Origin of the sequence: Rossellomorea vietnamensis NBRC 101237 (assembly GCF_001591825.1) — a bacterium.
Classification (GTDB): Bacteria; Bacillota; Bacilli; order Bacillales; family Bacillaceae_B; genus Rossellomorea; species Rossellomorea vietnamensis.
This window is the reverse complement of record NZ_BCVQ01000074.1, coordinates 1-13,735: the sequence shown is the minus strand read 5'-3', so window position 1 is coordinate 13,735 and position 13,735 is coordinate 1. Positions and strand designations below refer to the sequence as shown.

Annotated in this window: 15 protein-coding genes; 2 read left to right on the top strand and 13 right to left on the bottom strand. The window is 42.7% G+C overall.

Annotated elements, in window-relative coordinates; all coding sequences use genetic code 11:
- Nucleotides 1-146: 146 nt before the first annotated feature.
- The 5 genes from secA to hpf all read right to left on the bottom strand — a co-directional run bounded on the left by secA (nt 147) and on the right by hpf (nt 6,945).
- A complete protein-coding gene (secA, locus tag BVI01S_RS20940; protein WP_061811454.1) occupies nt 147-2,657 on the bottom strand; it encodes a preprotein translocase subunit SecA in 2,511 nt (836 codons plus the stop codon).
- 380 nt (nt 2,658-3,037) lie between these two features.
- Entirely contained in the window at nt 3,038-4,162 is a 1,125-nt protein-coding gene (locus BVI01S_RS22655; RefSeq protein WP_061811453.1) for a YecA family protein, read from the bottom strand.
- Between the two features lie 129 nt (nt 4,163-4,291).
- A complete protein-coding gene (locus BVI01S_RS20930; protein WP_061811452.1) occupies nt 4,292-5,128 on the bottom strand; it encodes a DUF1028 domain-containing protein in 837 nt (278 codons plus the stop codon).
- 14 nt (nt 5,129-5,142) lie between these two features.
- A complete protein-coding gene (locus BVI01S_RS20925) occupies nt 5,143-6,252 on the bottom strand; it encodes an aminopeptidase (protein WP_061811451.1) in 1,110 nt (369 codons plus the stop codon).
- Nucleotides 6,253-6,366: 114 nt separating this feature from the next.
- A complete protein-coding gene (gene hpf, locus BVI01S_RS20920) occupies nt 6,367-6,945 on the bottom strand; it encodes a ribosome hibernation-promoting factor, HPF/YfiA family (protein ID WP_061811450.1) in 579 nt (192 codons plus the stop codon).
- Between the two features lie 146 nt (nt 6,946-7,091).
- On the opposite strand from hpf, the gene BVI01S_RS20915 reads away from it, so the two are divergent.
- Complete coding sequence (locus BVI01S_RS20915; protein ID WP_156477372.1) at nt 7,092-7,349, top strand: hypothetical protein; 258 nt, start codon at nt 7,092-7,094, stop codon at nt 7,347-7,349.
- A 33-nt stretch (nt 7,350-7,382) separates the two neighbouring features.
- On the opposite strand, the gene BVI01S_RS20910 is transcribed toward BVI01S_RS20915, so the two are convergent.
- The 8 genes from BVI01S_RS20910 to flaG form a co-directional block, all read right to left on the bottom strand.
- Nucleotides 7,383-7,973 (bottom strand): transposase, encoded by a 591-nt coding sequence (locus BVI01S_RS20910; RefSeq protein WP_061811448.1) that lies wholly within the window; start codon nt 7,971-7,973, stop codon nt 7,383-7,385.
- Between the two features lie 403 nt (nt 7,974-8,376).
- A complete protein-coding gene (locus BVI01S_RS20900; RefSeq protein ID WP_061811446.1) occupies nt 8,377-9,132 on the bottom strand; it encodes an ABC transporter permease in 756 nt (251 codons plus the stop codon).
- A 6-nt stretch (nt 9,133-9,138) separates the two neighbouring features.
- The gene (locus BVI01S_RS20895) at nt 9,139-9,471 is read right to left on the bottom strand and encodes an MmcQ/YjbR family DNA-binding protein (protein WP_082804795.1); all 333 of its coding nucleotides are present in this window, start codon (nt 9,469-9,471) and stop codon (nt 9,139-9,141) included.
- 79 nt (nt 9,472-9,550) lie between these two features.
- Nucleotides 9,551-9,937 carry a DUF8042 domain-containing protein gene (locus tag BVI01S_RS20890; protein ID WP_061811444.1) on the bottom strand — a complete coding sequence of 129 codons (387 nt, stop codon included), beginning with the start codon at nt 9,935-9,937 and terminating at the stop codon, nt 9,551-9,553.
- 8 nt (nt 9,938-9,945) lie between these two features.
- Nucleotides 9,946-10,293, bottom strand: coding sequence for a flagellar protein FliT (gene fliT / locus BVI01S_RS20885; RefSeq protein ID WP_061811443.1), 348 nt, complete (start codon nt 10,291-10,293; stop codon nt 9,946-9,948).
- Entirely contained in the window at nt 10,293-10,697 is a 405-nt protein-coding gene (fliS, locus tag BVI01S_RS20880; RefSeq protein WP_061811442.1) for a flagellar export chaperone FliS, read from the bottom strand. Before fliS ends, fliT begins: the two co-directional genes overlap by 1 nt.
- A gap of 22 nt (nt 10,698-10,719) precedes the next feature.
- Nucleotides 10,720-12,252 (bottom strand): flagellar hook-associated protein 2, encoded by a 1,533-nt coding sequence (locus BVI01S_RS20875; RefSeq protein WP_061811441.1) that lies wholly within the window; start codon nt 12,250-12,252, stop codon nt 10,720-10,722.
- 15 nt (nt 12,253-12,267) lie between these two features.
- Complete coding sequence (gene flaG / locus BVI01S_RS20870) at nt 12,268-12,627, bottom strand: flagellar protein FlaG (RefSeq protein WP_061811440.1); 360 nt, start codon at nt 12,625-12,627, stop codon at nt 12,268-12,270.
- A gap of 145 nt (nt 12,628-12,772) precedes the next feature.
- Here flaG and BVI01S_RS20865 point away from each other — a divergent pair, with 145 nt between their 5' ends.
- Nucleotides 12,773-13,627 carry a DNA endonuclease gene (locus BVI01S_RS20865; RefSeq protein WP_061811439.1) on the top strand — a complete coding sequence of 285 codons (855 nt, stop codon included), beginning with the start codon at nt 12,773-12,775 and terminating at the stop codon, nt 13,625-13,627.
- Nucleotides 13,628-13,735: the final 108 nt, after the last annotated feature.

Below are 13,735 nucleotides of genomic sequence, written 5' to 3'. Positions count from 1 at the left end.
TTCAATCAATAGTGTTTTACCACTTGCCAATTTTACAAGTATATTCATTATTAATGCCTTCTAATTTATCTAACCTATAAAAAACGGAAAAGTACCTGGGATTTATTTTAGCAAAATAAGTCCCAGGTATCATCTGAATTTTTTTATTATCCGGTTATGCCGTGGCAGTGTTTGTATTTTTTGCCGCTTCCGCATGGGCATGGGTCGTTGCGTCCGACGTCTGCTTGTTTGCGGACTGGTTGTTTTTTGGCTTTTGCTCCGTCTTCTTTCGGATTGACCGCTTGGCCCTTGGCCACTTCCTGGCGTTCCAGGTTGTTGCGGATTTCCGCTTTCATGACGTATTTTGCCACGTCTTCTTCGATGGCGAGTACCATGCTTTCGAACATGGCGAAGCCTTCATGCTGGTATTCACGCAGTGGATCGTTTTGTCCGTATGCACGGAGGTGGATACCCTGGCGAAGTTGATCCATGGCATCGATGTGATCGATCCATTTCGTATCAACGGCGCGAAGCAGGATGACCTTTTCAAACTCGCGCATTTGTTCAGGCGTCAGCTGCTCTTCTTTTTCATTATAACGATGCTGTACATCTTCAAAGATGAGAGCCATCATTTCATCGGCTTCTTTTCCACGAAGGTCGTCGACCGTCACGTCATTTTCAGGTAGAAGGTTGGCATTGACGTAATCCACGATACCTTGCAGATTCCAATTCTCCATCTCTTCTTCTGCCGTATGAGCCGCTACCTGGCGCTCGATGACTGATTTGATCATGCCTTCAACGATGTCACGAAGGTTTTCGGAATCGATGACTTCATTACGCTGTTTGTAGATGATTTCACGCTGTTGACGCAGGACATCATCATATTGAAGAAGCTGTTTACGAGCGTCGAAGTTGTTTCCTTCTACTCGTTTTTGAGCTGATTCGACAGCACGGCTGACCATTTTACTCTGGATCGGCTGGGAATCGTCCATTCCAAGGCGTTCCATCATGCTCTTCATGTTGTCAGATCCGAATCTTCTCATCAATTCATCTTCCATTGAAAGATAGAATTGAGTCACCCCTGGATCTCCCTGACGTCCGGAACGTCCACGAAGCTGATTATCGATACGTCTTGATTCGTGACGTTCCGTACCGATGACGGCAAGACCGCCAAGATCGATGACGCCTTCGCCAAGCTTGATATCTGTACCACGACCGGCCATATTCGTGGCGATCGTAACAGCACCAGGCTGACCCGCTTCTAAAATGATTTCCGCTTCACGGCCATGGTTTTTCGCATTCAACACGTTATGGCGTACGCCTTTTTTCGTGAGGAGCTTAGAAATCAATTCTGACGTTTCAACGGCAACCGTACCGACCAGTACAGGCTGTCCTTTATCGTTACGTTCTTTAATGTCTTCCACTACGGCGTTGAACTTTCCTTCGATGGACGCGTAAATTAAATCGGCGCGGTCATCACGGACGATCGGTCTATTCGTCGGAATGACAATAACGTTCATATTGTAAATATTACGGAACTCTTCCTCCTCCGTCTTCGCTGTACCCGTCATACCGGAGAGCTTTTCGTACATACGGAAGTAGTTTTGGAAAGTGATCGTTGCCATCGTCATGCTTTCGTTCTGGATCTCCAGACCTTCTTTGGCTTCAATCGATTGGTGAAGACCGTCACTGTAACGACGCCCTTTCATCAAGCGGCCAGTGAAGGAGTCAACGATGACGATTTCGCCTTCCTGAACCACATAGTCCACATCGCGGTGCATACTTACGTGCGCTTTTAACGCTTGGTTGATGTGATGGTTAAGGGTTACGTGTGAAATATCAAACAGGTTATCAATATGGAAAGCTCTTTCTACCTTGCTGATTCCGTCTTCCGTTAATTGAACACCCTTGGTTTTCTCATCATATGTGTAATCTTCTTCTTTTTTCAGTGTACGGACAACGGCATTCGCCTGGATATAAAGCTGAGGCGTGCGCTGGGCGTTACCTGAAATGATCAATGGTGTACGTGCTTCATCAATCAAGATGGAGTCGACCTCATCGATAACGGCAAAATGAAGGCTGCGCTGAACCATTTGGTCTTTGTACAGTACCATGTTGTCACGAAGGTAATCGAATCCGAATTCGTTATTCGTACCATATGTGATGTCCGCGCTATATGCTTCGCGTTTTTCATCTTTAGACATGGAGTTGAGATTGAGCCCTACAGTCAGTCCTAAGAAATTGTAGAGTTTCCCCATTTCTTCGGCATCACGACTGGCCAGGTAATCATTGACCGTGATAACGTGAACGCCTTTTCCTGTGATGGCATTCAAGTAAACAGGCATCGTCGCCGTCAGGGTTTTACCTTCACCGGTTTTCATCTCGGAGATGTTCCCTCCGTGAAGGGAAATACCACCCATGAGCTGAACGCGGTAAGGATATAAACCAAGTACGCGTCGGGCCGCTTCCCGTACGACTGCGAATGCTTCCACAAGCATGTCCTCAAGATCTTCACCCTTTTGATAACGTTCTTTGAAACGCTCGGTTCTTTCACGGATTTCGTCATCCGTCAAACGCTCCATATCAGGGCCTAATTCTTCTATTTGATCGGCCAGTTTCTCCAGCCTCTTTAATTCTCTTTTATTCGCATCGAACACTTTATTTAATAGACCAAGCATGTATAAACGCTCCTTTATCTGTGTTGGAATGAGAGCCAAACGTCACAAGTATAACGAAAGAAAATGAGATTTGGATGAGAATAATGTGAAATCCCTGTAAATTCCCAGGACCTCTTCCGCATCACTCTACTTAAAATTCGCTACAAAACCCAATTATCCTCCCACACAAACACGATATTTTCCCTATCAATCTTACCACTATCCCATATCGGTTACAACTTAAGCCTTTGAGGGGCGGACCTCCCTATTGCTGTCCTTTGGAGAATTGAAAGCTTTCATATCAAGCTTTCTTTCCACAACGGTCGTGATTTGGGAGGTCCGTCCCTCAAAAAAAGCCGCCTTTATCAGACGACTTTTGCAGGATGTGTATTGAGTTTGGTTTAGGCGTTCGTTGCTTTCAGCAGTTCGTAGACGGTGTCCTGGTAGCTTTCCCAGATTTGCTTGCTTCGTCTTGAGATGCTGTTGGCAGAGACATCGAAGTATTCGGCCAGTTCCTTTTGAACGTGGCGAATACTGATTTCGTCGATGTTTTTCGCCATGTCAACCATAGCCCCCGAGTAGATTTTCGGGTTGCGGATCGTTGGGCGTTCTGTGTAGAAGTATTTTTCCAATACGGCTACGAGCAGTTCACTTTCTTTCTTATCTTCCCCTTTTTCAGTCAGGAAGGTTTGAAGTGAAGTAATCGCTTCATTGTATTCCGGCGTCTTCCAGATTTCGACGCCTTCAATGGAGTCTGCAGAGTCATCATTAGAATCATTCGCTGCATCAGATTCAACAGACGCTTTATCCGTCGACGCTGCTTTTCCAGCTTTCTTCTTCTCCGCACTATAAAGGACGAATCCGACATCCGCAATTTCCAGGTACTGACCTGATAAGTAATCATGTAGAGTTTCAAACTCACCCTGCTCGAAACGAATCTTCACTAACTCCATCGCCGCTTTTTCAATCGCCGGATAAATGAAGTATTGAGCAAACGGAAGATATTTCTCCCCGTTCGGCAATAGTAATCCCAGGAAGAAGCTGTTCTCTTCAAGCTTACCGAATTTTTCCGTCACGATAAGCGTATCTCCCGTGATCACTTCCCCTACACGCAGTGTGTTGTCATCAAGCTTCTCTACCGTACCCGCTGTCACCCGTACATGTTTCCATGACTCCAATACCTCAGCTGTCTGTGGTCGAGTCACCGTGCTCAGCTGCTTATCCACAAATCGTTCGATCAAACGAACACCGTCAGCATCCTTCTGAGTGGCTCCGTACCAGCTGACAAATGCCATTTCATATATATCGGGATCTGCCTGCATCAAATCCATCTTGGACAGATAGTGATGGTAGGATTCTTCCATCTCGGCAGACTGGGCCGTAGCAATGAAGTCATACAGCTGTGCCTGCAGCACATCCAGTTCCTGACTCACCAGCGTATCTATATTCACAACGTTTTCGCAGCATTTCTTATATTTCTTTCCACTGCCGCATGGGCATGGTTCATTTCTTCCGACTGTACTCATGTTTGTATTTACCTCCAACTTCTCTGAGTCCCGTACACAAAGGTTCATTATATAACATTTCAGGCAAGCATTAAACTGTTTTAAAACAAGAAAAAAGAACCAATCACTTTCGACTGGTTCTTTTTACAATTATCTTCCTTGATTTTTCATATAATCCAAGACATCCAAATCGATATAATTCTCTTCCTGCTCACGCATTTCAAAGTTTTCCGTGTGCAGGTAGTCTTTCAAATTTTGATAGAGGGATTGCTTTTCTTTCGCATAGCCAAGACGGATGAGTTCACGTTCCACTTCATCGTGAATGTCACCTTCGAGAAGGACCACCCTGCCGGCATCTGATTCTTTAAAGTAGAGCTGATGTAGTTGATAGATTCTCTTCAGTTCTTGAATAGGAGAGGCGTGATCATCCACCCTGAGGTCAATATAACGATCGTTGAATCCACCGTATCCACCGTTCTCCTTTACGACTAATAGGGCAGCGGACTGCATGCCACGGGAATCACCGCCTTCTTCCTGGCCGGCCTCGAGGGAGTGGAGCAGCCTTTCAGCCAAAGACCCGGTGGTGGACTCAAAGGTATCCGCCATCGCCTTCACAGTTTGATCATCCACTAAAATATTACCCTGAGCGGCAAAATGCTTTCCAGTCTGCCCACCTGCCCAGTCATAGCACCCTTCACCGGTAAAAGTGGCCGGGTTGCCACACGCATCAATCAATCCCACCTGACGCAATGGACGCTCCGGGTCATCCCTGGTGATGATATCAAGTGCCTCTTCCGCCGTCTTGCCTTCCTCCATCAGTTGAAGAGCATGGGGTCCGTAAGAAGTATTGGCGTAAGACTGAGTCCCCACAGCCCCGACTCCCGCTTTCGCAAACGGCACAACCGAACCAACACCGAGGAACTTGGACTGGACCGCAATCCCCCATTCCTTTTCTTCCGGGTCATAACCTACAATGGAATACGTCATGGTGAAACCCTCCTTTAGATTAAAGCGTCAGGATTCAATCCTTTTAGCTCTTCTACTACAAATAACCCATCTTTACGAATTAAAACATCATCGAAGTAAATTTCCCCGCCTCCGTATTCAGGGCGCTGGATGCACACCATATCCCAATGGACACTGGAACGATTTCCATTGTCTGCCTGTTCATACGCTTGTCCCGGTGTGAAGTGAAAGCTTCCGTTGATTTTTTCATCAAATAAAATATCCAGCATCGGCTCATTGATCTTCGGATTCACCCCAAGGGCAAACTCACCGATGAACCGGGCACCTTCGTCTGTATCCAGAATATCGTTCAGTTCCTTCGTTTTATCAGCCGTCGCCTTCACGATCTTCCCGTTCTCAAACGTCAAAGAGACATTGTTAAAAGAGAAACCGCGATAAAGAGTCGGAGTATTATACGTAATCGTCCCATTCACGCTATTCTTTACAGGAGCCGTATACACTTCTCCGTCCGGAATGTTCCGCTCTCCGAAACACATGACAGAAGGAATGTCCTTGATGGAAAACGTAAGGTCCGTCCCTTCACCGGTGATGCGCACTTTATCTGTTTTGTCCAATAGCTCTTTAAGAGGCTTCTGGGCTTCTTCCATCTGTTTGTAATCGACTGTGCAGACTTCCATTAGATAGTTGAAAAATGTCTCATAGCTCATCTTCGCTTTTTGAGCGAGCGAAAAGTTCGGATAGTTTAAAAGTACCCATTTCTTATTCTGAATGAGATAGTCATTGGATTCTTTCATATGGGGCATAAGCTCCTGCCATTGTTCTGGAGGGACCTCACTCATCTCCGCGTCGTTGGCATCGCTGGCAATATGGATGAAGGCATCCAGGTCTTCATACTGTTGCATATTCCATTTATTTCGAATAATGATTTGCTCCGGCTTAGCCTGACTGACCATGATCCGGCTCAATTCAAGGTCGCTTAATTCAAAATAAGGAATGACTCCCATTTCATATGATTTTTTCAGAAGCTCCTTAATCAGGGGTTGCGTTGAATGTTCCCCAGTGATCATCAGCTTTTCTCCTTCTTTAACTTTCAATGAATGAGTCAGCAGCACCTCTGCTAACTTCTCTAATCGTGGATCTCTCATATGGTTTCCCCCTCATTTTTGTCTACCTTCAAACTTCGACAAAAAATGGTAAAATCCTCCTATCCATTAAAAAATCCTGCAGTCAAAGCGACCACAGGATTTTCGATGATATATTTAGTTTGTTTCAATTAAGCCATACTTGCCGTCACGACGCTTGTACACAATGTTCGTTGCATTTGTCTCTGCGTCCGTGAAGATGAAGAATGTGTGACCCAGCATATTCATCTGCAGGATCGCTTCTTCGCTGTCCATCGGCTTCAGATTAAACTGTTTTGTTCTTACTACTTCCGCATCGTCCTCTTCCTCCAATTCAACGGCAGCTGCGCCGTTAGGAGAAACATGATTCAAATCTTCCTGAGCCGCGAAGAACTCCTTCGGGCTTCCCTTTTCACGCATCTTACGGTTCACTCTGGTTTTATGTTTGCGAATTTGACGCTCCAATTTATCTACTATCAGATCAATGGCCGCATACATATCTGCGTTGCGTTCCTCTGCACGTAGAACTAATTGCGGCATTGGAATAGTCACTTCAGTTTTCGTATTTTTATCAGGATACACTTTCAAATTAACATGTACATTTGCATCAGGAGTTTCATTAAAGTAACGGTCTAACTTACCAATCTTCTTCTCCACGTGTTCGCGAATCGCTGGAGTTACCTCAATGTTCTCGCCTCGAATGTTGTAGTTCAACATGTAAACTCCTCCTTTTAAAAATAAAGCTATGTTTATATATTCTCCATTCCCTTCATTAATCCTTCTTAAACTTTCTAAATTTTTTGTCAATTTTTTGTGAAGTTTGTAAGGTGGTGTCGAAAATGTTGGTGTGACGGGAGTGGAGAGTGTTAAAGAGTGAGGTGGTGGGTGCGAGTGTTTTGGGTTCACCTGGCACTCTTTGTAGTATTATTATCTCACTTTTTTTTGGGGTTAGACGGTGGAGATTTGGAGGTTTTGTGGAGAGTTTGGGGCGGAATTGTGAAGGGGGTTTTTGGAGGGGTGTTAAGGTGGGTTCAGCTGCTGATTTTGGCTGGTTTTTCAGCAGGAGAATAATAGGTGGAATTCAGCAGTTAAATTCCAAAAGAAAATCAGTTGCTGAATAATGGCACTTATTCAGCAGCTGAACTCATTAACTCTCACAAAAACTGATGTAATTTAACCTCCACATAAAACTTATAATGACTTTTCAAACCGTCGTCCATATAAGACAAAATTTTTTCTGTTTCTACATGCTTGTTGGGGCGGCTGGTTATAAAAGATCGGTAACTGGACCATTGATAACCTTCAGGTGCGGGACAGATACCCGCTCTTACTGGATTAAGATGGATATAACAACTAGTGTCGGTCAGTTGTTTGTTATTGGTAATTAGAACTGACTTAAACCGACCCTCAAAAAGATGCCCATTAAAACCGTTTTTCTTGTTGAAGTATCTGGCATACCGGTAATGGATGTAGTGAAGGATTTTTCCTGGAGGATGATTCTGAGTCTCAATCAAGAGGTGAACATGATTCGTCATGAGGCAATAGGAGTGTAGGATAAAGGGGTATTTTTCTTTTGCGGCTTCTACTATTTCTAAATATTTCAAGCGATCGTCTTTATTGCGAAAAATGGTATACTTCCGGTTTCCCCTTGCAGTGATATGATAGATAAAGCCTGGCGACCACTCTCTTTTCTTGTACATAGCAACTTCCTTTCTATTAGTTGATGTATCTTTGTTATTCGACATTCTTTTTAAAATTCCTGCTAACACCAATCTTGAAGGTACTCAGTGGCTGTTATCTTTTTTACTCTCACTATGCTTTTTCAGATTGTAAGCTATGTTTCCAACATTAAAGGACATGACAATAAGATATATCCAAATAGGATAGTGAGGTATGAAAATGAGGCAGGCTAACAGGCAGGTAAAGATGATCTGTCTCTTTGCTCTTTGTATGTAGGTCAGTTCCTTGTACGTTTTCAATCTATCACCTCCAACCTTCTGTTTTGTAAAGAAATCTCTTTTTTTATTAATGGCTATATATCAGCTGCTGAAATGATTAAGATATTCACCTGCTGATTTCCACAAAAATATCAGCAGGTGAAAAAATCCTTTTATTCAGCAGCTGAACCAAAAAAGTCACTCCTCCAATCTAAACATCCACATCTCTCTTCCCAAAACTCCACCAAGCCAATCCACCAAACCCAACCAAATAAACCACAATCACCCCAACCGAAAACCAAAACGTCATTCCCTCAAACGGAGGAGTCCCAAAGAAATATTGCTGCAAATCGGTATTCGCAAACAGCACATACCTCCCCCACTTCATACCAAGCTCGTTCATCACAACCAAAAACGTCCCGGCAGAAAAGGTCAGAAAGATCGTTGAACCAATCGCAAACGAACTGCTCCTCGTCACAACCGAGAAGGTAAAAGCGAATGAACAAATCACCATCATTTCTATGAATCTCAATACGTAAGCTCCTGCGACAATAAAAAAGTTCCCGTTCAAATCAAAGAAACTATCATAAAACCACAGAGAACCGAGCACGGTGGAAAATAAGAAATGAGAGGCTGTTAACACAGTAGCGATAACTAGCACGGTTATGTATTTGGAAAGCAGAATTTTCACACGGTTAATGGGTCGGATGAGCAATAGCTTGATGGTGCCAGATGAGAATTCACTTGAAACGATGTCTCCGGCTATGATCAGACTGAAGAGTTGAATGATCATAAGGAGGTTGGAACTGATCCGCATGTACTCCCAAAATGAAAATTGGATGCCGTCGAACAGTAGGTAGACAAAAAGGGACGCCATGGAATCGATGAATACGATGAGTGCCAGTGAAATCCACATACGCGGTCGGGAGATTTGTTTAATGAGTTCATTGGTGATTAAATTCATCATGTTTCTTCATCCATTCTGAACTTGATTGGCCAGTCTCTTGGGTGCAGCAATCAAATAACCCTCACGAATTAATCCTTCAATGGCTTGCCAGCCTGCTTCCTCTACCTCAACCAGCACCCAGCCATGTCGACCTATGTACGGTGCTATGATATAGCCTGGCTGTTCGAGGAGGATTTCCTGGGTAGCAGGGAGCGTTTTAATCGATAAGGTCTCACCGATGATGACAAATGGTTTGGCCTTCACGCGGAAGGAAACATGTCCGAATCCATCTTTGTGTTCATGAACTTCCGGATATCGAAGGCATAGTCTTCTAATCTCATCTATTTCACTAGTTTTCATACCGGCGTCCTCCAGCATTTTTCTATTATTATAGCATGAGAGGATTTGGAAAAAGAAAAAAGCCTCGGGGAATCGAGGCTTAGTGTGTTAGATAGGGTTTTAGTTCTATATCAATCGACGTTTTCCAGGCAGAAAAGGCCGGGGACAGATTTTCTTGTACAACACTTTGCTTGATCTCATTGTTGTCTAACTGTCCGTCCGGTTTCCATGCCTGATCCGTCACCGTATCAAATCCGTTTAAAGCTTTCTGAATGCCTTCCTCATCAAATAGTTCTTGCAACAAGGGATTGCTTTCTGAAATCTGCCCAATGGCCATGAATACTTCAGAAAGGACCTGGTCTCCTTCAGTTTTGCTGAAATCCTTGAAGCTTGCTTCCACATAGTTCAGTGCTTCTTCAATGGTGTCGAGCATCCCGACGTATTGGCTGACCAATTCGTACTGTTTTTCGTCTAGTTTCGTTGTCAAAGAATCACCTATTTCTTTTGATCGTAGAACATCCCATCGTATTGTAACGATTCGTATGGGTTTGAGTATTTTTGAGCAGACGTTTTCTTCCTGGTCAAGCCGTTCATGTCCCGCTTAATTTGAAGACGTAATTGAGAAAGTTGCCGATCAATTTGCTGATTCCATCCAATCATCTGCTTGCCAAATTCCTGTTCCTCCAAAGTATACGGAGGCTTGATGGTGCCAAGTACACTCTGCCTTTTTTCTAAAAGAGATTCCACTTCCTCAATCGTGGCCTCCCTATTTTCATCATTAACCTGTTCCAACGCTTCTTTCAATTGCTTCGTGATGGTATAACAAAGAAGAACCGAGCTCATTACGCCAGTCCACCTTGACCGGCATGCTGCTTCTGGCGGTTCAGTTGAATGACTTCTTTCCAAGTATCACGGAAGTCAGTGATGAGACCCTCTACTTCACCTAAAATTGCCACGTCATTCTTGATATTGGCTTCAGTTAAGCGACGGTTAATGTAGTCGTAAAGAGACATAAGGTTTTGTGAGACTTCAAGATCCGTATTCAACGTCACCATCAGCTCATTCACGATGGCTTGGGTCTTTTGGATATTGGTATTCTTCAGTTCAATATTCTTCTCTTCAATGGCTTTTTTGGCGATATGAATAAATTTCAGGCTTCCGTTATAGAGCATAAGGGTGAGTTCACCTGGTGAGGCGGTGTTGACCGAGTTGTTCTGGTATGCTGCATACGGGTTGTTGATGGCCATAGTGACACTCCTTTAGTTATGATTATCCGCCGAACTGTTGCATGAGGTACATGGATTGTTGATTGGAACGCTGAATCGCTTTTTCCATGGCGGTGAATTGACGCCAGTAGCGGTCTTCGACTTGGGTTAACCTGTCTTCGAAACGGTCCATCTGGCTTTCCATATTGTTTAATAAACGACCAAGTGTAAATGTATTGTTGGTACTAGAAGCTTTACCAGCCTTTTTCTCGATACTGTCCATGGTGGTTTTTAACGTATCACGTAAACGACGGGCGATCCCTTGTTCATTTGACGTGGCACCATCTTTAGCAAAAATCTCATAGATCGCATTCGGGTCTTTGGAAATCGCTTCTTTCAGCTTGCTTTCATCAATAATCAGCTTTCCGCGATCAAGGTAGTTACTTGATGTTTTGATTCCGATTTGAGCTAATTGGTCAACGCCTGAAGTTCCACCAGATATCGGTGTGTACATGTCAGTTCGCATTTTGTTAAGTCCAGATGTCAGAACGGAATCGTTTCTCAGAGTACCACTGCGTGACTTTTCTTCCCAAAGTTCGATTTCTTTTTCTTCCATTGACTCCTTTTGTTCGGCAGTCAACGGTTGGAAGTCACGGTATTTCTTTTCGTTTACTTCACCATTTACTTTTTCAATGAGCTTGTTGTATTCGTCGACGAATTTTACGATTTTTTCTAGAATTTTGTCGGTGTCTGGTTGTGAAGAAAATGTAATAGTTTTTGTAGGGTCCGCTTCCTTTAAAGATACTTCAAATCCATTTAATTGGAACGTATTCGACGAACGTTCAGTCAAAAGGCCGTTATACGTAAATTGTGCATTCACACCCTCTGACCCCCTATTGTTAGCAGGATCGGCAGCAATGACATTTGTCGTGTCCAGCCCCAGTGTAGAGGTTAAAAAGCTTCCCGATAAATTAATTTCTTCTGTACTTGCGGCATCCCCGCTATTTTTAGCTGTCACAGATATTTTCTTTGTAAAAGAATCATAAAACATCGTGACATTAGACTCTGCATTAATTTTGGCTATCACATTATTCAAGGATTCCTTGGTCGGATCAAAGGATAATTTGAATCCATCTCCGCTTTCAAGTTCACCATTTTTCGTGATACCTTTAATCGTTATTGATTGAGTACCCGTCACCCCATACTCACTAAGCTTCTTACTTGGGTCAAAATCCGCATATCCGGAAAAAACAGAACCAACACTGAACATTGTTGCCGCTTCAGCCAGCCTCTCCACTTTGAGCGTCCCATTAAAATCTGAAGTAGAATTGATATTTTTAATAGATAACGCATTGGGATCAGAAATGGAAACCGTCTTCTGCGTATACGTTCCTTGCTTCATCACCCCGTCAAAAATAAGATTACTAAAATCAAACATCATCTTATTCATATCCCGGTAGTCGTCGCGCTGCCATTCAAGGTACTGCTTTTTCTGTCCTAATTTATCTAAAGGGATTCTTTCCGCCTTCATCAAGTCTTTAATGATTTGATCCGTGTCCATACCACTGGCAAGTCCACCAATTCGCATATCAGCCATATGTATCTCCTTCCATTAAACCTTCTTATCGACCATTAAACCAACAAATTCCGTCATCGCTGCATGCATATCAAGCATTTTCTTTGCCGGTATTTCTTTCACTATCTCCTGTGTCCGATCATCGACAATCGTCACATAGTATTCTTTCAATTTATCATGAAATTCAAATTTGAGGTGTGTATTCGAAGTGGACATAAACTCATTCATCCCATGAACGACATCTTCCAACTTTTCTTTGGTGACAGGTTCTTTCGTGGCTGTTTCTTCATGATGTCGTTCCTGCGCTTGAATTTGTTTCACTTCTTCGCTGGTTTGGTTCTCTAATCTATTAAATGATTGTATTCCTTGTACTCCGCCTGTCACTTTATCAATCATCGTTTGATCCTCCTGAGGGTTATATGGATTATATCGGAGTATGGTGGTGAAAGTTTAGGGAGAATAGGCTTTATTTTGTTTCCATAAAGGTAATATAGTAATATAAATATAGAACATAAGTTCTTATCAAAAGGAGTTGTAATAGATGGAGAAGTTTCTAAATATATCTTCTATACAAAGGAACTTACTTGTAGGTAGCATTATGGGGGACGGTGAAATCACAAAAATATACCCTAATTCACGCCGTAAAAACCATAGTTATCGTGAACATTATGGTGTGGAACAAGAAAACTACCGAATCTGGAAAGCTTCCTTCTTTCCAGAGCTATTCTACCTTACAAAGAATAGCCAAACTATGCGTTCAAAATCTGACCCCCTTTTCACCGAGTTATTTCCATACTTCTACACTAATCACTCTAAGCAAATCCCAATTAAGCTTTTGAAATATTGTACCTCTCCCTATTTCTTGACAGTACTTTATCTTGACGACGGTTCTCTATCAATCTCTAAAAGAATTAATCATCGAAACAAGAAAATTCACTTAACACCTCATATATTCTTATACCTTCAAAATTACCCCAAAGAGGAACTGGAAGTGTTACAGCAACACATATTAGAATCATTTCAAATTGACTTTAAACTGAATAAAAGAAAAGATGGCCACGGTTTTATTTTGAGAGGAACATCAACAGACCTAACATACAATTTCTTAAATTTACTAACTCCTATAACTTTGACCTGCGAAAGTATGTACTACAAGTCTAATTGGGAATGGAGGCTCAAAAAGGAGGAGCAAAAGTATTTAGTTCAATACCCAAATTATCAAATTATTGCTTCTTCCTCGAACAGAAATAAAAATTACTCTGATAAAGAGATAAATGAGTTGATATCCCTCAAGAAGAAGGGTTTTAAAGATCAAGAGATTGCGAATTCTTTAGCTAGGAGCTATTGGTCTGTATTGTATAAATTGCGCGAATTACGGAATGGTGGACTATTGTAACCATTGATGACAATGATAAAAAGAGACTCTAGGAAGCCTAGAGTCTCTCGTAAACAGTTTAATATTAACGAAGAAGTTGTAAAACTCCTTGTGGTTGTTGGTTCGCTT